Source organism: Rhodococcus sp. 5A-K4 (assembly GCF_046097995.1).
Lineage (GTDB): Bacteria > Actinomycetota > Actinomycetes > Mycobacteriales > Mycobacteriaceae > Rhodococcus_F > Rhodococcus_F erythropolis.
Window position 1 is genome coordinate 105,798 of sequence record NZ_JBJURM010000002.1, and the last position, 20,008, is coordinate 125,805.

A 20,008-nucleotide genomic window follows, 5' to 3' on the forward strand; every position below is an offset into this window, starting at 1 on the left:
TCAGTTGTCCTTGCGCCGCAATCCGAATCGCATCGATTCCTTGTTGACAGCGGCAATCGCGGTCAGCGGTATCTCCGCGGGACACACCTCTGCACATTCACCGTAGGTCGAGCACGGCCCGAAATCGGCCTCCATCTGGTGCGACATCGCTCGGGCCCGCTTGCCACGTTCGTTGCGGCCCTGCGTGACGAGGGACAGGTGGGTCAGTTTGGACCCGGTGAAGAGGTGCGCGGCACCGTTGGGGCAGGCTGCCACGCAAGCGCCGCAGCCGATGCACGCGGCGAAGTCCAGTGCAGCTTCGGCACTTTGATGCGAGAGCGGCTGACTGTCTGCATCCGGTGCAGTTCCCGCATTGACCGATACATAGCCACCGGCTTCGAGGACCCGGTCGAGAGCCGAACGATCGACCACGAGGTCGCGGACCACCGGAAAAGCGGCGGAGCGGAACGGTTCCAGTTTGATTCGGTCGCCGTCGGAGAAGCTGCGCAGGTGCTGACGGCACGTGGGAGTGTTCGCGACAGGCCCATGGGGAACGTCGTCGACCGTGATGCCACAGGACCCACAGATCCCTTCTCGGCAGTCGGAATCGAAGGCGATGGGTTCGTTGCCGCTCTCCACGAGTTGGTCGTTGAGTCGGTCGAGAAGTTCCAGCAGTGACATCTCCACTGTCGCGTCGTTTACTTGGTAGGTGTCGAAAGCACCGGACGAGTCCGGTCCGGATTGGCGCCACACGTCCACGGTGATTTTCATACGTAGTTCCTCGTCTGCAGTGGAACAGCGGTGAAGGACAACGGCTCGTCGTGTCGAATGTGTCTGCCGTCCTTGGCGGTTTCCCACGCGGAGACGAAGCACCAGTCTTGATCGTTTCGCTGTGCTTCGCCGTCGGGAGTTTGATGTTCGGCCCGAAAGTGCGCTCCACAGGACTCGTCACGATCGAGAGCATCGACGCACATCAGTTCGGCGAGTTCGAGGAAATCGGCTACCCTGCCGGCCCTTTCCAGCTCCTGGTTGAACTGGTTTCCGCTGCCGGCGACTCGTAGGTTCGACCAGAAATCGCCTCGTAATGCTCGGATTTCGGAGATGGCCTTGGTCAAGCCTTCGGCCGTTCGGGTGACACCGCAACCCGCATAGAGGATCTCGCCCAGTTGTCGATGAAACCTGTCGGGGCCGTGTGTTCCGCCGACCGAGAGCAGCAGGTCCACCCGACCGCTCACGTCACTGAGCGTTGCCGTCACAGCGGGATCGGAAAGTTCGAGAGGTGCTGATCCGAGCAGCGGCGCAAGATAATTCGGAATCGCGTACGGGAGGGTGAACCAGCCGTCGACGCAGGCCGAGAGCAACGAATTGGCGCCGAGGCGGTTGGCCCCGTGGTATCCCCACCCTGCCTCGCCACCGACGAACAAGCCGGGGATGGAGGTCATCTGGTCGTAGTCGTTCCACAGTCCTCCCATGGTGAAGTGGGCTCCGGGGGCGATGCGCATCGGCACCGTATAGGGGTCTTCGCTGGTGGCGTCGCGATACATCGAGAACAGATTTCCGTATCTTTCCTCGATGGTCTTGCGGCCGAGCCGTGCCAATGCGTCGCGGAAATCCAGGTACACACTGTTTTTCAGAGGGCCGACGCCGTGACCGGAGTCGATTTGCTCGCGGGCGGCCCGTGAAGAGACGTCGCGGGGAGAGAGGTTCCCGAACGCCGGATATTTGCGCTCGAGGTAGTAGTCGCGCTCATTTTCGGGAATGTCGCCGGGTTCGCGATCGTCTCCGGGCTTGGCCGGTACCCAGATCCGGCCGTCGTTGCGTAGTGATTCGCTCATCAGAATGGTTTTCGACTGCCACTCGGAGTTGACGGGAAGTGCCGTCGGATGGAATTGGATGAACGAGGGTGAGGCAATCAGCGCGCCGCGTCGGTGCGCTCGCCATGCGGCGGTGGCGTTGGAGTTCTTCGCAAGTGTGGACTTGTGGAACACGGTGCCGTACCCACCGGAGGCCAGCACGACGGCATGGCCTGTGGTGGCGCCGATCTCACCGGTCACGAGATCGCGTGTGACTATCCCTTGTGCTCGGCCGTCCGAAACGATGAGATCGAGCATCTCGGTTCGGGTGTGGAGGTTGACCGTTCCGGCTGCGATCTGACGTTGCAGTGCCTGCGACGACGCTATCTGCAGCTGCTGGCCTGTCTGCCCGCGCGTGTAGTACGTGCGCGACACCTGTACGCCGCCGAAGGATCGGGTAGCGAGAGTGCCGCCGTACTCACGGGCGAACGGTGCTCCGATGGCATTCATGTGATCGATGACGCGTACGGATTCCTCTGCGAGTCGGAAGCAGTCGGCCTCGCGGCCGCGGAAATCGCCGCCCTTGACGGTGTCCTTCACGAAGCGGGCGAGACTGTCGTTGTCCACCTTTCGAGCACGAGCGGCGTTGATGCCGCCCTGCGCGGCGACGCTGTGTGCACGGCGCGGTGCATCGTGGAAGGTGAAGGATTCGACGTGGTAGCCCAGTTCACCAAGTGAGGCGGCGCAGGCCGCGCCGGCGAGTCCGGTACCGACGACGATGACCGTGAACTTGCGCCGGTTGAGCGGGCTGACGAGCTTGTAGTCGAGTTTGCGAGTGGGCCAGGCTGTCTCCGGATCGCCGGCAGGGACCTTACCGTCCACCGGCGTCCCGATGCTGCGCAGATCGTCGAGTTCGAAGCTGTTCACTTATGACGCTCCTGTCTTCGAGATGACGCCGGTCATCACCGCGATGGGGATCGACATGTTTCCGACCATCACGACGAGCGCAAAGATTCCGGAGAGTGCAACGGCAATCTGGCGCAGCCGTTGGCCGGTCACGCCGAGATCGTTGACCGCACTCCAGAGTCCGTGCGCGAGATGCATTGCCAGCAGAGCCATCGCGACGATGTAGAACGACGCCACCAGTGGACGCTCGAAGCTGGCGATCAGGTTGTCGTATGCGTAACTCTGCGTGCGCGTGGCTGCTTCGTACTCTGCGCTGCCGATGGGTCGGGTTCCGGTCGTGAGGTCGAGTATGTGGAAGATGACGAACAGCAGCAGCACTGCTCCGGTGACGGGCATTGTGCGCGCGGTAAAGGACTTGATTCCCAAGCCTTTACGTCGAAATTTCCCGCGTGCTCGGCGGCCACGGACGGTGAGCAACCAGGCGCACCAGACGTGTGCGACCAATGACGCGAGCAAGACGATGCGAAGAATCCACAGAAGTCCCTCGTATGGCAGGAAGGGTTCGAACACTGTGCGTAGCCAGTGTGCGTAGTCGTCGAAGTGATCGGCCCCGGTGTAGACCTTCAGGTTTCCGATCATGTGGACGAGCACGAAAGCGGCGAAGATCAGTCCCGTCACGGCCATCAGAATTTTGCACGTGATATTGGACGGCCGCGGTCGAGCGCGAGGTGAATCGCCGGTAGCTCGCGATACACGGGTCGGAGCACTCACAGACAAACCTCCCACGCCAGACTTGCCGGACAGGTGCCGTCAGCCTAAGCCCGATCGAGGTTTTCGGCCAACGGATCGGTGCCCGACTTGTCTGTTAATGCAGGTGAATGGGAGTGTAGGGGTGCTCATTACCCGAAAGTAAGGAACCTGTGAACGATGTTTGACTCGACGTGGCGACGGTGGTCATGGCGCGCCGGAACGGCATCGGCCCTGGCAGTGGCCTTGTTTGCGGTGGGGTCGCCGGCTGGTGCGCAGGAGACCGTCGACCTGGCCGACGTGTTCAACCCGTTGGTCGTGAAGGCACTTCAAGGCGCTGATATCTCTACCGAATTGACGCCACTCGGGCTCTCGTCCGACGATCCGTGGTTCGACGAGCCCGAAATCGAGCCCGGCACCGCCCCCGGAACTCTTCTCAAAGCGCGTCAGGTCAGTGTTCAGGTCTACCAGGTTCGGCCGGACGTGGTCTCGGCTCACCAACTCATGTACACAACCACTGATCACTTCGGTCGCCAGGTGATCAGTACCGGAATTCTGATGATCCCCGAGGACGGAACTGCGCCAGGCGATCGCAAGATCATCGGATATGCCGAAGCGAACGACAGCCTGGGTGCGAACTGCGCACCAAGTCACCAGTGGACCGGCGGCAATCAGAGCGACCCGGCGATGTTCTCGGCTCTCGGCCCGGTGGCCCAGATGTTCGGTCACGGTTGGGCAGTGATGATGAGCGACGTCGGCAACGACGGCGACACTGCTCCACATCCGTTCTCGATCGGACAGTTCTCGGGCAAGGCGACGCTCGACGGCGTTCGGGCAGCACTCGCCCTTCCGGAAGCCGGTCTCGAATCAGGCACCCCTGTGGGCATCTACGGTGTCGCCGGCGGCGGTGTCGCAGCGGGCTTTGCCGCGGAACAGGCGCATGACTACGCGCCGGAACTGAACGTACAGGCCAGCGCCATCCAGGCGATGATGATCGACCCGGCAACCTTCGAGGAGACGGCGGCCGGTGGGATCGGTTCCGGCTTCGTCTTCTCGAGCATTCTCGGATTCGACGCGGGCTACCCCGACGTTCGGCTCGACGATCATCTCACTCCGATCGGTCACAACGTCGCCGCAGCATTCCGCGCGTCCTGCCAGGCGCTCTACCTCGGACTCCCGTTCGTTCCCTTCGACGTCCTGCTCACCAACCCGGCGCCCCGAACGATCCCGGCACTGGCCGCGGCGTACGCGGACAACACGTTGGGAAAGCAGGCGCCGGCTTCGAAGCTTCTGATTTCTTCCTGTGAGGACGACTTCCTCGTTCCCTTCAGTGAGGCAGAGCAATTGGCGCAGACATATCGAGCAGACGGCGGCGACGTGGACCTGCTCCCGTCGCAGTGCGGGCCGCTCGATTACGTGACCAACCTGTACAAGACGGTGACCGATCAGCTGGGTATGCAGGACATCGCCTGGCTGGCGAAGACGTTCGACGAAGCCGAAGGGAAATGAGTATGCGGAAGTCTTTGACACGCAGGGATTTCGCGCGCACAGTTCTCGTCGCTTCGGCAGGCATCGGCGGTGTGGTCGTACTGGGTGGCCGGGCGTCTGCGGGTACCGGTGAACTCGACAGGTACCTCGACCTGGAAGCGGTGAACGCAAACGCCGAAGCCGCGGGGGGTCTGCATCCTTCACTGCCGTCGGATTCCGCGACGCTGCGGAGTTTGGTCGATACCGCCCGAGCATCGGGAGTGGCTCCGCACCGCTATCAGACACTGCTCAAGCAGTACTGGCTCGCAGTCGGGACGGAGTCGGCAGGTATCGATCTCGCTTCGTGGACTCCCTTCGACGGTGTGCACGCGAATCTCGGAAACCTCACCAACACCTTCCAGTTCTACGAGCGACTGCAGCTCGAGCATCAAGAACTGCAGTGGGCAGGCATGGGCGGAATGGTCGGGCCCGCTTTTGCCGGTGGACTCCTCGACTTGGACTACGGGCGGGTTGTGCTGGAAGTCCAAGCGATCAGCGAAGCGATGGCACTGGTGTGGCGAGAGATCGACCGCATCGGATCGCCGGTCGCAACGTCGATGGGAGCACCCGAGGACGTTGCGGCGCTTCTCCAGGTCGGCCACGACATCCGCCCCGAGGACGTGATGTGGTTCCAGGGGAAAGTGATTGCGATGAGCAAACACATCTTCTCGGATCTGATTCCCATGCACATGGCGTGGGTTCACGACGGTGTCGACGGCATCGCCGAACTCGATCGGGCAGGGCTGCTCGACGAGAACGCCCGTATCGCGTGGGACAACATTGCTTCGGGGACACCGGAGTCGGTCTTCGACGGCAATGTGCGTCTACTGCGCCGTGAGCAGTACCAGTCGGTGGGTGATCAGTGGGACGAGGCGAAGGCCTACCGCGGCAGCGTCGGACGCTCGTTGACCTACCTGACCACCTTCGCCGCATCACCGTCCATGCCTGGCGTCGTACCGCCGCGTGAGTCGAACCCGCTCTCGTTCGCGGTGGGCAATGCCGTTGTGCAAACACCGCTTCCGGACTTCAACTGGGCGGACCGGGACGGTCGTTGGACCTACATCAACGGTCAGCTGCTCCCGGTCTACAACAACCTGATGAACAATCAACCGGAACTGTGGCGAGCGACGCTGGCAGCGCCCGTCTCCGTTCGGATAACCGAGCAGAGAATGATCGCTCGCTTGCCGGACATGTTGCGGTCCATGCTGGCAACTCTGGCGATCACGGTCAACTGAACTCGGCGGTGGCGGGGCCTCGGGGCTCCGCCACCGCCGTGAACTCCTGGGTCAGGCCTGGCTCAGCTCCGCTTGCATACGTGCGGCGTCCTTGCCGACAGTGCGAGTGGCCAGGTAGATGAATACCGCAGTGAGCGCCAACATGATCGGCACGAGATACATGGCCGAGTTCAACCCGTCGCCGGCGTACTGAGCCAACTTCCCGGTACCGGCATCGGCAAGCGCGCGCTTGGCGAACCAGTCCGAAATCGCGCCCACGGCAACTGGTCCCGAGAATCCGCCGAGAAGATACATGGCAGCGAAGAACAACGCCGTCGCAGTGCCTCGGAGCCTGGGAACCACGACGTCGTGAATGGCAGGGTAGACGCTGATGTAGAAGCCGTAGGCCAACAACCACCCGGCCGAGAACAAGAGCGTGAACATCACGACGTTCCCGCCGTGCTGCAACAGTGCCAGTGCCGTCAAAGGTGCTGCCAATGCCGAGGTTCCGACACCGATCATCAACCGTGCGCGCGGTGAGCGTGCGCTTGCCTTGTCAGCGTAGCGAGCGCCGAGAAGCAATCCGATCAGGCCCGTGATTCCGACGATGATGCCGGTGACCGATGCCGCAGCAGTCAGTTTCAGGTGGTACTGGCGCATCAGAAGCGGGACGACAAACGAATTCACTGCGTAGGCGGCGAAGTTGAACGTCAGTCCGGCAAGGATGAGCCAACGAAGCGTGGGAATTGCGAGCAGACGACGGATCGGACGGGTGATCGGTGCCTGTGAAACAGCGGCTGCGCGGGCCTCCGGACTTTCGGAACCTCCACGAACCGGATCTGCCATGCGGTAGAGCACGACTGCCAGCAGGACACCGGGAATCGCCGCGAGGAAGAACGGTGCACGCCAGCTGTCGAATGCCTCGGCGATCTTGCCGACGGTGAAGTAGGCGAGCATGAGGCCAATCGGCAAACCGAGCATGAAGACACCAAGTGCGCGTGAGCGTCGTTCTGCCGGGTAGATATCACCGATCATCGAGTTGGCTGCAGGTGTGAAGGTCGCTTCGCCCACACCGACGCCTAGACGCGCGAGGATGAACAGCACATAGCTGCCGGCGGCACCGGTTGCTGCCGTCAGTCCGCTCCACACCAGGAGTCCGATCCCGATGATCTTGGGACGGTTCTTCGTGTCGGCCAACCGGCCCAGAGGCAGCCCTGCGACTGCGTAGACGAGGGTGAATGCAGAGGTGATCAATCCCAATTGCAAGTCGCTGAGCGAAAACTCGTTCTTGATCGGCTCGGCAACGACCGAGGGGATCGCCCGGTCGAAGAAGTTGAGCATGTTTGCGAGAAACAGTGCGACGAGTGTGCCGCCCAGAAGTTTGTCGCGTGTTCCGACAGGGGCGCCGTCGATGGACGGCAGCGGCGGAGCGTCTCGTTGAATTGACATGATTGTTCCACCCTTTTCGCGAGTGCTGAATGAATTGTGTTGGGGGAGAGGCTCAGGACAGAGCGTCGGCGACGGTTTTGCCGATCGCCTGCATCCCGGCCGCAGTGGGATGCAGTGGAACCGCCGGCTGGGCAGGGACGATTCCGGTGTAGTAAGCAGTGGCAGGGTCAGTGCAGATGTCATGCCCGGCAGTGGCTTCGGTGATGTCGATGTACTCGACGCCGTGACGGGCCGCCGTTGCTGCCATGACCGTGTTGCCGTAGTCGATCACACTCTGGAGATAGTCGGCGTCGCGCGGCCAGAACGGCTGGGTGCCGGGGCAACCGTCGGGGGCGATGTATGTTCCGTATCCGATCACGACGATGCGCGCCGAGGGCGCCCGGTCGCGAACCGATTCGAGCATGGAACTCCAACCTGCGGAGGCATTTTCGACCAACTGTCGCTGTTGGTCGACGCCGCCTGCGGTGAACTTGTCACGGCAGGACGTTCCGGTGGGTTCGGGGAGAGGATTTACGCAGCTCAGAACTGTCGGGAACAACGAGATGTCGTTGGCGCCGATTGTGATGGTGACGAGGTCGGTATCGGGCCCCAATGCTGTTTCCTGCGGCGGTACTTGACCGGAGAACGTCGATTGTGCGGTGTCCGTGACGTTGGCGGATCGCGCCGACGAGCAGGTCACATCCGTGAGGTGAGCGTCGAGTCTTTGCGCCACCACGGAAGGGTAGTTGTCGAGTGATCGTAGGCAGCCCGGCGCCGATGAATCTTGTTCGGCGACCAGCGGGCCGGCCGCCGCGGAATCGCCGAGAGCGACGTATTGGATGGGGCTGGCATGCGTTTCGGCATGTGACACACCGGTCCCGAGTGCCGCGATCGAACCGGCAGCCACGACGCCTGCCAGAATGGCTGCGCTGTGCGTTTTCCACGTCACTCGAGGCTCCTATTTGGTCGAAGGTGGGACTTCCAGGTACGCCGCTGATTGTGAATTCGAGAGTGGCGTGGGTTACATAGTGATAGGAAAAAGGCAGGTCGGCCTTGTGGTGGCAATTCAATTCTGTGGAGGGTTTTGTGTCAGGAAACAAAGATCTGCCGTTCGAACCGATAGTGGTTGGCGGCAGATCTCTAGCCGACCGATTGGCGCAACGCACCCATCCGCTGGTCAATGCGACGGTCGATCTGGTCCACCGCGACGTCACCTTCTACCGGTTGCTTCCGGACGAGGCGTTGCGTAACGACGTGACGACCATCGTGAGGCGAAATTTGGAACTGTTCATTTCGATGCTCCGGACGGGCGCAGATCTGGCGCCCGAGTTGCTCGCCGACATCAGCGAATCGGCTCGTCAACGGGCGCAGGAATTGGTTCCGCTCAGTGAGGTACTGCGCGCATATCACCTGGCAGCAGGGTTGTGGTGGGAGACGATCAGCGAATGGGCGGTCCCGGAAGACGGTGTTGCACTTGCCCGCACCGGACGACTCCTGAATGCATACACCGCGGCCTCCACGTCCGCGGTTCTTGCCGGCTACGGTTCCGACCACGCCACCCAGACGGACGAGGATTCGGCGCGAAGGTCCCTGTTCGTAGCACTTTCGACGGGTGTCGACGTGGATCGCGTCTCCGACGAGGTGGGAATCAGGTTGGCGCGCCTGTACTGGGTGGTGGCTCTGCACGTCGAGCGGAATGACGACGAGTCCTCGACCGAGGTGGACACTGCCGTCGCCGAGCGGAGGAAGGTGCGCCACCTGCAACGAGAGCTCGATCAGGTGGGACGTGACAAAGCCCTCGGGGTGCTCGGGAGCAGCGGCGGAGCCGTACTGATTCCCATTGTGGAATCGGAACCCGCAGAGGGAAACTGGGCGTCGAGTCCGCAGTATTTGTCATTGTGTCGACGTTTGGGTGATCTCGAGAAGGTCATCGGTGCATCGACGGTTGCCGCTGTACACGTCGCGGCGCCCACGGCAATTCCAGCGGCCGTCACGCAGGCGCGCGAGGTGCTGAACGTTGCCCGAAAGTACGGACGCACCAGTGGGGTCGTCCGTCTCGAGGATCTTGCAGTGGAGTATCAACTGACCCGCTTCAGTGCTGCGCTGCCGATACTCGCAGATGTGTTGTTGCCGTTGGAGTCCGATAGCGCGGTACTCGAGACGCTCGAATCTTTCATCGACTCCGGATTCGATCGAGCCGCCACCGCCCGGCAGCTACACGTACATCCGAACACAGTGGTGTACCGCCTGCGAAAGGCGAGTTCCCTGACGGGACTTGACCTGTCGTCTCCGAAGGATCTTGTGCAAGTCACCATGGCGCTGGGAGCGCGTCGCGCAATCGGCATGGAGGTGGACTCTTCCCAAACGTGATGCGTCTGTGGTTCTCGGTGAACGAGCCGGAGGGTTGGCGATCCGGTGGGGAGACATGGCCAGGCGCTGCATGTCGGGCCACCCACACACGGTTCGGGTGGTCCGCTCGTCGACGACCCGGCAGTGCTTGTCGGTTTCGCGAACCCTGAATTGATCTTCGACACCTCGGCCGGGACGGGGCGGGCGAGAACACCTGGATGCAACATCGTGATCTGTAACGACGAATTGTTGCCGTTCCGCGTTGTCAACCTTCTCGGTGACTCTGCTGCTCAGATAGGTAATGCGGCGGGCGCGTAGATTCGAGATGCTGGTAGATGACGGTTTCGAACCCGAATTGTTGCCCAATATTTATGTTTAGTCTGTGTGACGGTCAGTGAACAGTAAATTTGAGTCAAATGATGCAACCGTGGCGAAATGTTCGCTACCGTGTGCTGGACAACCGACAATCTGGGGGTTCGGCTACATGGCAAATGTTCGCAGGTCTGTGACGAAGGGATTGATCGCTGCTTCGGTGATCGCCGCAGCTGGCGTGGGCCTTTCGCCGGCGACAGCGAGCGCCGACATCACACCGACCACGGTCGTCAACGGTATCTTGTCGACTGTCGGCGGCTGCCAGACGCCGGTGCGGTCTCTCATCCTTGCGTGCACGGGTGCTGAGACGCTGACGCGCCAGTCGCCCGTGCTGCTCGACCTCAACCCGGTGGGTACAAACATCGTCGTCTTGGGCGCCGGCCTCTTCGACGACGGCACGATGCGTCCGATGCTGGTCGACCGACTTCAGGCGGCGCTGCAGCTGGCTCGTCAGTACCCGCAGTCTCCGATCATCACGAGCGGTGGGGCGCCGAAGGCCGGAGTGACGGAAGCCAGGGCGATGCGCGAGTGGCTCGTCGCCAACGGCGTCGACCCGGGCCGGATCACCGAAGAAGGAACGTCGTGGTCCACGGTGGAGAACGCGCTCAACTCTGCGCGGATTCTCGCCGATCGAGGAGCAACGGGCGTGGTTGTGGTTTCGAGCGCCAATCACGTGGAACGCGCGATGGTGGACTTCCGGGTTGCAGTTCTCGGCCGGATCCCGGTCGCAGGCGTGATCGCTGCGACCTGACGCACCCAGCTGCCCATACAGTTCCGCGTACCGCCGGAATCACCCGGACGGTACGCGGAACTGTTTCTGGGTTGCTACTTTCGTCGTTGCAACTCGTCGTCACCTTCGGTCAGAAGCGCAAGTTCGGCATCGACGGTGTCGGAATCGATCTCACCGGGAACGGCGATCTTCGCCAGGAGTTGCTCGTCACCACTTTCCGTCCGAAGCGCCTTCTCCCTGATGAAGGCGATCGCGATCAGACTCAACAGAGCCAGGATTCCGGCGATGAGGAAGACCCGTGCGGTGGCATCGCCGTACGCAGCGCGGACCACATCCTGGATCGCTTCGGGTAGTTCGTTGAGGTTCGACAGCCCTGCGCCGGACCCTCCGGAGGCACTCAGATCGACCCCGATTGCGCTGAGGCCCTTGGTCGTCAGATCTGCAACGTGAGTGGAGAGCACTGCGCCGAGGACGGACACGCCTGCCGCGCCGCCGAGTGAGCGGAAGAACGAGACCGTCGAACTTGCGGTGCCGAGATCGCTAGGCGCGACGGTGTTCTGAACTGCGAGAACAAGATTCTGCATCACCATGCCCATCCCGGCGCCGAGCACGAAGAGGAACAGTCCGACCCAGAACATCGGCGTCGCGTGATCGATGGTCGATAGGAGGAAGAAGCCTGCCGACATTGCGACGGCACCGGCGATCAGGAAGCCCTTCCAGCGCCCGAACTTCGTGATCATTGCCCCGGACAGGCCGGCGGAGAGCATGGAACCGATCACCATGGGCAGTGTCAGAAGACCTGCGGCAGTGGGAGAGTAGCCGCGGGCAATCTGGAAGTACTGACCCAAGAACACTGCTCCGCCGAACATTGCGACGCCGACGGCGATGCTTGCCAGCGTCGCCAGCGTGGTAGTCCGATCTCGGAAGAGGCGGAGCGGAATGATGGGTTCCTTGACCTTGCTTTCCACCCACAGCGCTGCGGCGAGCAGCACCACGCCGAGTCCGACGAGGAAGAACGACATCGCAGAAGCCCACTCGAAGTTCTTACCTGCCAAAGTGACCCAGATCAAAAGAGTGCTGACACCGGCGGCTATGAGGGTTGCACCGACGTAGTCGATGCTGACGTCCTTCTTGACGATCGGGAGGTTCAACGTACGCTGCACGACGATCAATGCGATGACTGCCAGCGGCACGCCGACGAAGAACGTCCAGCGCCAGCCGAGCCAACTAGTGTCCACGATCAGACCGCCGATCAGCGGGCCGGCGACTGTCGCGACGGACATGACGGCTGCGATCGGTCCCTGGTATCGACCACGCTCACGCGGGCTGAACATCGCCGCGATCACGATGATCACGAGGGCTTGCAATCCGCCGAGGCCCAGTCCCTGAACAGCGCGGAAACCGATCAGCATGCCGACCGATTGCGACATGCCCGCAAGGATCGAGCCGATCGTGAACAGCGTGATGGACAGCTGGACCAACAGCTTCTTACTCACCAGATCCGAGAACTTGCCCCAAATGGGAGTTGTTGCGGTGGAAGCCAACAGCGTTGCCGTCACGACCCAGGTGTACTGATCCTGGGTGCCGTGTAGTTCGGTGATGATGGTGGGGAGTGCATTCGAGACGATCGTCGACGACAGGAATGCGACGAACATGCCGAGTAGGAGCCCGACAAGTGCCTCGATCTTCTGCTTGTGGGTCATCGGCGCATCGGTCGATGACTGAGATGGTGGAACGTCGGTAGACGTGAAAGAACTCATGAATGTCCTTGCATCGGAGAATGATTCGATCTGATCGTGCAGCGTCGGTCAGTGCGCCGCGTGGGACTCTGGGCAGGTCGAGCGTCGTAGTCGATCGAGTGCACATGCGACGTCGACGGCGTCTTCTTCGGTCCATCCGTCGAGATGGTCGATGAGTCGCTGCGCCTGGGCGCGGCGATGGAAGACCAGGGTCCGGACGCCGAGTGGAGTCAAGGACAGGAGCGATGCCCGTCCGTCGTCCGGGTCCGGTCGCCGCTGAATGTATCCACAAGATTCGGCGTGTGCGATCTGTCTGCTCAGCGTCGAGACTGTCACTCTCAACTTTTCCGCCAGATCCGTCGATCTCGTGGAATCTGCGGCCGACAACTGCGAGAGGAGGGCGCCCAGTGGGTCCGGCAACATGCCGGGGGACAGTTGGCGTGAGCCGGTCGACGAAACCTCGCGGTGGCGCCGGACTAGGGCGCGAAGGTTGTCGAGGATTGCCTCGGCACTGTCGTGAGTGATCACGGCCACCCCCTCGAATAGTTGATATTTGCAACTATAGATCAAGTTGGTTGCACTGCACAACTACTTTGTTGTCAGTCCTCGGAACTGCCCAGTCGGTGCAGCAAGGCCGTCAGCGTGGTGATGTCGTCAGTTTCCCATTTTGCGAGTCGGGCGCGCCAACGATCGATCTGATGATTGCGGATCGTCGTGAGCTTCGTCCGAGCCTCAGGGGTCAGGGTCACCAGCTTCGCGCGAGCGTCGTCGGGGTCGGGGATCCGTTCCACCAGGCCGAGCCGAGCTGCGGCATCAATTTGCCTGGTCAGGGTGGACTTCTCGATATCGAGCGTGGAGATCAGGTCGGACATCCGCACGGCATCGGAACGGTTCAGGATGACAAGAACCGGGTAGAGCGCCGGATCGAGTTTGGGATGAATTGCACGCGCATAGGTGCGCGCCTGGGCGCGTCCTCGTTGCCACATGTCGGCAAGTTCCATCTCCAGGCCCGTGATCGGATCTGAAACCACTGTCGTTCCCCTTTGGTGCGATTCGTTCGGTGTTCATCAAACCAGAAGGGGGGCCGGAGTGATTTGGGTGAAGTCACGCTGAGCGAAAGGTACGTTCGGCGTACTGAAGGCGCTGAACGTACCTTTCGCTCGGAAAGTGGGTGGGTCAAGCCACCGCATACGCCCGCACGCACGTGTTCAGGTCGCGGGTGAGATCGGCCGCTGTACTGGTCGGAGAACCGAATTTCACGACGGACCCGTCGCTCCCGTGGAACAACAGCGTCGGAAACGAAGTGGCGCCGAGCCTGCGTGCCCGGACGAAATCGGCGCGGGCGGCGTCCTTCGAATCTGCGGTGAACAGGGAAGACACTGCGGCAGATGGGTCGAGCCCGAGCGATTTCGCTATGGCGCGGTAGGTCTCGGGATCGGAGAGGCTGCGACCGTCTCGGTAGAACGCGGTCTGCATGGCCTCCGCGATGTCGAGTGCGCGTGTCGGATCCTCTGTGCGAAGCGCGGCGAGTCCGATCGCAGCATCCGTCGAATCCATGACGAACCGCCCGTCAGACACCAGTTGTGAATATCCGTCACCGAAAGCGGCGCCGGTCTGGGCTGCGATGGCGGCGTTGGCTGATTTCAGGTACGGAGCCGAAGACATGGGTGCGACGCGTTCACCGGTGAACAGCCCGCCGCTGACCACGGACAAGTTGATGGAATCGGCATTTTGACGGACGAACTCCGTCAACGCAGGGCCGAAGCCGAAACACCACCCGCAATAGGCGTCGAAGACGTAGGTGAGTTGCGTCGTGCCTGCTGTTTTCGAGCCTGTCGATTGCACTGTTGATTCCTATCCGAGCGCGAACTGATTGATACTCTGACGGTATGTCGCATTCGGGTATTCGGTCACGGTGAAGATGAGTCCCGAACTAGTGAAAAACAGACAAGTACCCGTCCGGGACGTCGGGTACGCGTCTTCGGTGGCTGACGCGACCGAGATCGAAGTGCTCAGCCTGGACACCATTCGCATCAACGGGGGTAGTGCAGAGTTCGTCGGCCCCCAACGCCCGCAGTTTCACTTACTCGCACTGGTGACCGAGGGTTCGGCATTACACACCATCGACTTCGTCAACTACGCGGTGAGCCCGGGGACCGTGTTCTGGGTCAGACCGGGGCAGGTGCAACAGTGGGGGCGAATCGAGGATTTCGAGGCGATGGTCGTTCTGTTCACACCCTCGTCGCTCGATGCCGTCAGCCAGCAGTTGTTGGACGGGAACGCTCACAGTCGGCAGGCAGCGTGGCAGTTGTCCGGCGAGAACCTCGAGACCATCAGCACGGGTATGAAACACCTGAACTTGAATTACGGTTGTCCGGATACTTCTGCGCCGGTCGTTCGCGCGGCCATTCTGCGGCACACGTTGACAGCAATTCTGTTGAAACTGACCCACCTCGGTGGACAGGAACAGAGTTCCGTGCTGGCACACAATGACGTGTTCGAAAGGTTTCATGCCGTTGTCGAACGTGACTTCGCCACGGTCCGTTCGGTTTCGGAGTACGCCAACAAGATCGGGTATTCCGAGAAGACTGTATTGCGAGCTACCCGAGCTGCTGCCGGAATGACGGCAAAGCAGTACATCGATCAGCGTGTGGTGCTCGAAGCGAAACGTCTGCTGTCTTTCGGCACGGACACGGTCACCCAGGTGGCGTCGAAGCTGGGGTTCGACGATTCTGCGAACTTCACAAAATTCTTCGCCACCCGGGTGGGTGTTTCTCCGCTGACCTTCCGTCAGGACGTCAGAGCGCGCTGAACGCCGCCCATCGTGCGTCGGCGCTGTCGAGGGTTCCGATGCTGTTCTGCCCCTTGCCATGTGCGATGCCGTCCAGATCCTGGATGATCCAGTAGATGGCAAAAGGATGGCTGCCGAACCAGAGATCGCCGCTGACGTCCAATGCGTGCGCCGGGTCGGGTGTCAGGTTGTCGAACAGTGGAGTGTTTCGCACGATGGATGCGTCGTACTGCTGCCCGGAAAGTACGGCGACGGTCTGCGCCGCATGCTCGGGTAGAAGTTCAGGTGAGACGGGCGAAATCGTGCCGGTGTCTTGATTGTTGGTCGCGTTGACTTCCGATGCCGGCCTGGTGAATCCGGCCTCGGTGACCAGTGTGGAGATGGGAGTGGTCGGTGGCACGGTGAACAGGTTTCCGCTGTAGCCGAGAAGGATCGCAAGGCTCTGGCCGGCAGCCGCGGACTTGACGTCTTCGAGGCCGGATTCCAGCTTTCCGATCATGGCGGTTGCTTCGCTGCCTCGATCGAGCTGTGCCCCAGCTTGTTCGAGCACATCACGCCACGGCGCCGAGTACGGGAGGACCAAGGTTGGCGCCACGGAATTGATCTGCGCGAACAGGCTCGGTAGTGGACCGGCATTGCTCATCAGGATCTCATCGGGTTCGACGGACGCGATCTCTTCGACGGCGGGGTTGGCGAAGAAAGTCGGCTTGTCGAGAACTTCGACGCCCTGCTCGCGCAGAATCGACTTGGCGACGTCCGATCGCAGGGTGCTGTAGACGACGGTGGGCTTCACGCCGAGTGCGAGTGCACTCAGCCCCGCGTACTCGTCGAGCGCGAGAATGCGCTGCGGTGAGGCCGGAACTTCGACGGTGCCGAGTTCGTGTGTGACGGAGCGAGTTGCAGAAGCGGTTTCGGACTCGGCGGAGCTGCTGCACGCGCTTGCACCGGCAACGGTGAGGAGAAGCGCCGAGACGATGCCGAATGCGGTTCGGGTGGTGAACATCTGAGGTCAACGATCCATTCGTGGGAAGAAGAAGGACAGGAGGGTGCCGGCCAGCAGTAGGCCGGAGCAGACGAAGAGGGCTTGGGAGTATCCGGAAACCAGTGCTTCGGTCGGTGCGCTGTCCGAATGCGCCGTCGAGGACGCGGCGACGCTCACGAGAACGGCTAGTCCGAGTGAACCGCCGATCTGACGCGATGTGCTCAGTAGCCCTGATGCCATGCCGACTTCTTCGGGGGGAGCGTCGGCGGTGGCGACGTTACTGAGCGGCATGAACGACAGACCGATGCCGATGCTTGCCAGAAGCGAAGGCACCAGGATGACGGCCCAGAAGGGACTGTCGAGGTTCATGGTCGAAAACATGAAAGTCCCGATTGCGGCGACTGCTGTTCCGACTACGAGCAGCGGTCGAACTCCGTAGCGCGGAAGGAGTTTGGTGGACGCGAGGATGCCGATCACCAGGCCGAAGCAGAAAGGCAGGAAAGCCAGACCGGTGGTGGTCGGTGAATAGCCCAGCCCGCGTTGCAGGAAGAGTGAGACGAAGAAGAACGCGCTGAACTGGGCCGCACACACCAGGCACATGATGGCGTTGGCCAGTCCGATTCGGGGTCGAAGCAGGGTGGACAGTCGTACCAGTGGTGTGGCGCAGCGGCTTTCGACTACGACAAAGGCAGTCAGCAGGACGACCGTGAGTGCGAATCCACCCAGCACGTAACCCGAAGTCCAGGAATGTGATTCCGTGGCGATCACTGTGCTGACAAGGGCGGTGATTCCGGCCGTCGCCAAGATGGCTCCGGGGAGATCGAGGGAGCCACCTCGGGCGGCTTGGCCGGCCGGCAGGCCACGGGCACCTGCGACCGCGGCGATCAGGGCCACCGGTGCGCCGGCGAACATCACCCATCGCCAACTGAGCCCTTCGGTCAAAATGCCGCTCAGGACGACACCGAGTGCGCCGCCCAGTGCTGATGACATTGCGCCGATGCCGAATGCCTTGGCCCTGGCGCGTCCGGTGGGAAAGGCCTGACTGAGGGCGGCGAGCCCGGCCGGCGCGATCAGTGCAGCGCCGACGCCTTGAAGCGCCCGAGCTCCGACAAGCATTTCGGCGGACACGGAGAAGGTGCCGACGATGCTGACGAGGGCGAACAGCAGAAGCCCGGAAACCAGAACTCGACGAGTGCCCATCACGTCGCACAGGCGACCGCCGAGAAGCAGTAGTCCGCCGAAGGCGAGGGCGTACGCGTTGACGACCCAGGACAGCCCGGCGTCGGAAAAGTTCAGCGATTCCTGGATGTCTGGCAGTGCGACATTGATGACCGACATGTCGAAGGCCACCAGGAACTGCGCTGCCGCGGCGGCTGTGAGGACCAGAGCCGGTGCAGCTATCGCTCGAATTGTTGTTGTCATTGCAGGTGCCTAATTTGTATACGCGTTCTCATAAGTAGTTAGGTTTACCTTGCTGACGACTGAGATGCAAGGGGTTCCCCGGGCGAGAGCGTCGTAGCAGGGGCGCGCACAATCGACGGATGGCCGAAAAGATGGAACCGAGATCACCGCGGCTCGGACGTCCCCCGACGATCACGTCGGAGCAGATAGTCGACGAGGCGAAACGGCAACTCCAGTCCGGCGGCGCCGACGCGTTGAGCATGCGCGCGTTGGCGAAATCGCTCGGCACCACGCCGATGGCGCTGTACCGGCACGTGGGCGACAAGGAACAGCTGATCAGCGCGGTTCTCGATGTGTACTCACAAGATCTCGGCGCGCTGGTCCTGCCGCAGGATCAGGTCGAACGGCTTCGCATGATCTTCACCGCGATCTTCGAAACGCTGGCATCGGAGCGCTGGATCATCGAGTTGCTTCAGCGAGGTGGGCGCGGCGGGAGCGGCGCTGTGGTCTTGGTCGATCGGGCCATGGCCGCGTGTGTCGAACTCGGGATGTCGCCGCGCCGCGCACTGTTGGTCTATCGAGCGCTGTGGAACTACACACTCGGTGCACTGCTCAACATCTACGACACCACCACACGACCGGAAGGCAGTGTGTCACCTCTCGCGGTCAAGATCCGAGAAATCGGTCCCGAGAAACTGCCGGTACTCAGTGAGGTGCTCGAGGACTGGCCGGGAGGGACGACGACTGAGAGTTACCTGGAAGGTCTCGAGGTCTTGATCAGCGGATACACAAATTCCGACTGAGAGTGTTTACAGCAGCCCGTGCCTCGGTGGGATTGTCCCCGACAGCGTCCAGCGGCCGATGTGTTGGACCTTCCACCTCGTCGGATCGTGCAGGGTGTGTGTGCGTGCGTCACGCCAGAATCGCGAGAGGTTCGCTGATTCGCCCGCGCTTCTGGTGCCACCGATCTCGAACAGCGTGCTCGTGGCCGCCAATGACGCTCTGGCACCGACCACTTTGGCAGTTGCAGCGTCGATGGATGCTCGGGCCGTGGAGTCCTCGGTGGGATTACGACGCGCCACGTCGATCGATCGCGCCGCTTCCGCCAAGAGGGACCTGGCAGCGCGAACCTCGATTGCCGCTTCGCCGGCGAGTTGAACGAGCAGTGGATCCTCCACCGCTGTATCGACTTTCGCCTCGAAGAAGGGCCGCGCCTTTGCCGCGAGTTTCACGGATTCGCGCAATGCGGCCGACGCGATGCCGGTGTCGATCGCCGCGTGCAGAATCTGGGCCTGTGCTCCGTAGGTGGTCGGGTGAGTGAACAACGATGTGAAGGGTACGACGTTGAACCGCGGCACCGACACGGATTCGAGTGTCACGGTTCCGCTCGCAGTTGTCTTCTGCCCCATGCCGTCCCAGTCGTCGACGATCGACAGTCCGGGAGTATTCCGGGGTAGGTAGACCGCGGATTTCACCTGTGCGCCGGTCTCGGTGAACTGATCCGCATTGGCGGCACGTACCACGATCCAATCTGCGAAAAGTGCTCCTGTGCAATAGAATTTTCGACCTTCGAGCACAAAGTCTTCCCCGTCGGGGGTGAGAGTGGTGCCGTCGATGTCGATGGTCTTGTTGCCGCGCTCGCTCTGGGCGTTGGCGAACTGCTTACCCGACAATGCTTCGGCGTAGAAGAACTGCTTCTGCTCGTTAGACCCCTGGTACCGGAGCGCTTCCAGGAAAGTGAAGTGGCTGTGCGGAATCTGCGCGATACTGGGATCGCCCTCGGCGAGTAGGCGGAAGACCTCGGCCAACGTCTCGGTGCTCGCGTCGATGCCACCGAACTCCTTCGGCACCGACAGCCCCAGCAGACCGGACTGCGCCAGGGTGCGAACCTCGTCGTGGGGAAGGAGGCGCTGCGCATCGCGGACGCCGGCACCTGCCGCGAACTCGTCGGACAGCTGTGACGCTACCGAGAGCGCCTCGTCTTCACTGGTGATGCGGTGCGCGATCTCCTGAATGTCCACAGCAGTCATGCTGCCACCGTTTCACAGTC

The 20,008-nt window shown here is 61.8% G+C and carries 19 protein-coding genes; 7 read left to right on the forward strand and 12 right to left on the reverse strand.

The window, feature by feature from the left end; all coding sequences use genetic code 11:
• Genes ACKAMS_RS02805 through ACKAMS_RS02815 form a run of 3 tightly spaced genes read right to left on the reverse strand, consistent with a single transcriptional unit; the run spans position 1 to position 3,449 of the window.
• Positions 1 to 750, reverse strand: a complete 750-nt coding sequence (locus tag ACKAMS_RS02805) for a succinate dehydrogenase/fumarate reductase iron-sulfur subunit (protein WP_020909463.1) — start codon at positions 748 to 750, stop codon at positions 1 to 3.
• A complete protein-coding gene (locus ACKAMS_RS02810) occupies positions 747 to 2,699 on the reverse strand; it encodes a fumarate reductase/succinate dehydrogenase flavoprotein subunit (RefSeq protein ID WP_042953166.1) in 1,953 nt (650 codons plus the stop codon). The genes ACKAMS_RS02805 and ACKAMS_RS02810 overlap by 4 nt, the downstream gene beginning before the upstream one ends.
• Entirely contained in the window at positions 2,700 to 3,449 is a 750-nt protein-coding gene (locus tag ACKAMS_RS02815) for a succinate dehydrogenase cytochrome b subunit (RefSeq protein WP_041816310.1), read from the reverse strand. It lies immediately after the preceding gene.
• A gap of 156 nt (positions 3,450 to 3,605) precedes the next feature.
• On the opposite strand from ACKAMS_RS02815, the gene ACKAMS_RS02820 reads away from it, so the two are divergent.
• Together ACKAMS_RS02820 and ACKAMS_RS02825 are read left to right on the forward strand one after the other, a co-directional pair.
• On the forward strand, positions 3,606 to 4,934 hold the full coding sequence (locus ACKAMS_RS02820; RefSeq protein WP_264613476.1) for a lipase family protein: 1,329 nt from the start codon (positions 3,606 to 3,608) through the stop codon (positions 4,932 to 4,934).
• 2 nt (positions 4,935 to 4,936) lie between these two features.
• The gene (locus ACKAMS_RS02825; RefSeq protein ID WP_244891445.1) at positions 4,937 to 6,187 is read left to right on the forward strand and encodes a Tat pathway signal protein; all 1,251 of its coding nucleotides are present in this window, start codon (positions 4,937 to 4,939) and stop codon (positions 6,185 to 6,187) included.
• Positions 6,188 to 6,238: 51 nt separating this feature from the next.
• Here ACKAMS_RS02825 and ACKAMS_RS02830 read toward each other — a convergent pair whose 3' ends face one another.
• Both ACKAMS_RS02830 and ACKAMS_RS02835 read right to left on the reverse strand, forming a co-directional pair.
• Positions 6,239 to 7,615 (reverse strand): MFS transporter, encoded by a 1,377-nt coding sequence (locus tag ACKAMS_RS02830; protein ID WP_020971108.1) that lies wholly within the window; start codon positions 7,613 to 7,615, stop codon positions 6,239 to 6,241.
• Between the two features lie 52 nt (positions 7,616 to 7,667).
• Positions 7,668 to 8,543, reverse strand: a complete 876-nt coding sequence (locus tag ACKAMS_RS02835) for an SGNH/GDSL hydrolase family protein (protein ID WP_279163469.1) — start codon at positions 8,541 to 8,543, stop codon at positions 7,668 to 7,670.
• A gap of 137 nt (positions 8,544 to 8,680) precedes the next feature.
• Here ACKAMS_RS02835 and ACKAMS_RS02840 point away from each other — a divergent pair, with 137 nt between their 5' ends.
• From ACKAMS_RS02840 to ACKAMS_RS02850, 3 genes are all read left to right on the forward strand, one after another.
• Positions 8,681 to 9,964 (forward strand): PucR family transcriptional regulator, encoded by a 1,284-nt coding sequence (locus tag ACKAMS_RS02840; RefSeq protein WP_408988576.1) that lies wholly within the window; start codon positions 8,681 to 8,683, stop codon positions 9,962 to 9,964.
• Positions 9,965 to 10,009: 45 nt separating this feature from the next.
• Positions 10,010 to 10,261: a hypothetical protein gene (locus ACKAMS_RS02845; protein WP_020971105.1), complete on the forward strand. Its 252-nt coding sequence runs from the start codon at positions 10,010 to 10,012 to the stop codon at positions 10,259 to 10,261.
• Positions 10,262 to 10,337: 76 nt separating this feature from the next.
• The gene (locus ACKAMS_RS02850; protein ID WP_019745734.1) at positions 10,338 to 11,066 is read left to right on the forward strand and encodes a YdcF family protein; all 729 of its coding nucleotides are present in this window, start codon (positions 10,338 to 10,340) and stop codon (positions 11,064 to 11,066) included.
• Positions 11,067 to 11,140: 74 nt separating this feature from the next.
• Here the strand turns inward: ACKAMS_RS02850 and ACKAMS_RS02855 are convergent, their stop codons facing one another.
• The 4 genes from ACKAMS_RS02855 to ACKAMS_RS02870 all read right to left on the reverse strand — a co-directional run bounded on the left by ACKAMS_RS02855 (position 11,141) and on the right by ACKAMS_RS02870 (position 14,629).
• Positions 11,141 to 12,805 carry a DHA2 family efflux MFS transporter permease subunit gene (locus ACKAMS_RS02855; RefSeq protein WP_046379462.1) on the reverse strand — a complete coding sequence of 555 codons (1,665 nt, stop codon included), beginning with the start codon at positions 12,803 to 12,805 and terminating at the stop codon, positions 11,141 to 11,143.
• A gap of 48 nt (positions 12,806 to 12,853) precedes the next feature.
• A complete protein-coding gene (locus ACKAMS_RS02860; protein WP_211918560.1) occupies positions 12,854 to 13,312 on the reverse strand; it encodes a MarR family winged helix-turn-helix transcriptional regulator in 459 nt (152 codons plus the stop codon).
• Positions 13,313 to 13,383: 71 nt separating this feature from the next.
• A complete protein-coding gene (locus ACKAMS_RS02865) occupies positions 13,384 to 13,815 on the reverse strand; it encodes a MarR family winged helix-turn-helix transcriptional regulator (protein WP_019745731.1) in 432 nt (143 codons plus the stop codon).
• A gap of 145 nt (positions 13,816 to 13,960) precedes the next feature.
• On the reverse strand, positions 13,961 to 14,629 hold the full coding sequence (locus ACKAMS_RS02870) for a DsbA family protein (protein WP_264613472.1): 669 nt from the start codon (positions 14,627 to 14,629) through the stop codon (positions 13,961 to 13,963).
• Positions 14,630 to 14,768: 139 nt separating this feature from the next.
• Here ACKAMS_RS02870 and ACKAMS_RS02875 point away from each other — a divergent pair, with 139 nt between their 5' ends.
• Positions 14,769 to 15,596, forward strand: coding sequence for an AraC family transcriptional regulator (locus ACKAMS_RS02875; RefSeq protein ID WP_080909931.1), 828 nt, complete (start codon positions 14,769 to 14,771; stop codon positions 15,594 to 15,596).
• On the opposite strand, the gene ACKAMS_RS02880 is transcribed toward ACKAMS_RS02875, so the two are convergent.
• On the reverse strand, positions 15,583 to 16,578 hold the full coding sequence (locus ACKAMS_RS02880) for an ABC transporter substrate-binding protein (protein WP_317559192.1): 996 nt from the start codon (positions 16,576 to 16,578) through the stop codon (positions 15,583 to 15,585). The two genes, ACKAMS_RS02875 and ACKAMS_RS02880, sit on opposite strands and share 14 nt — an antisense overlap.
• Positions 16,579 to 16,584: 6 nt before the next feature.
• Positions 16,585 to 17,979 carry an MFS transporter gene (locus ACKAMS_RS02885; protein WP_408988577.1) on the reverse strand — a complete coding sequence of 465 codons (1,395 nt, stop codon included), beginning with the start codon at positions 17,977 to 17,979 and terminating at the stop codon, positions 16,585 to 16,587.
• 119 nt (positions 17,980 to 18,098) lie between these two features.
• Between ACKAMS_RS02885 and ACKAMS_RS02890 the strand changes: the two genes are divergently transcribed.
• On the forward strand, positions 18,099 to 18,761 hold the full coding sequence (locus tag ACKAMS_RS02890) for a TetR/AcrR family transcriptional regulator (RefSeq protein ID WP_021331743.1): 663 nt from the start codon (positions 18,099 to 18,101) through the stop codon (positions 18,759 to 18,761).
• A 6-nt stretch (positions 18,762 to 18,767) separates the two neighbouring features.
• On the opposite strand, the gene ACKAMS_RS02895 is transcribed toward ACKAMS_RS02890, so the two are convergent.
• Positions 18,768 to 19,988, reverse strand: coding sequence for an SfnB family sulfur acquisition oxidoreductase (locus ACKAMS_RS02895; RefSeq protein WP_047888996.1), 1,221 nt, complete (start codon positions 19,986 to 19,988; stop codon positions 18,768 to 18,770).
• Between the last annotated feature and the right edge of the window lie 20 nt (positions 19,989 to 20,008).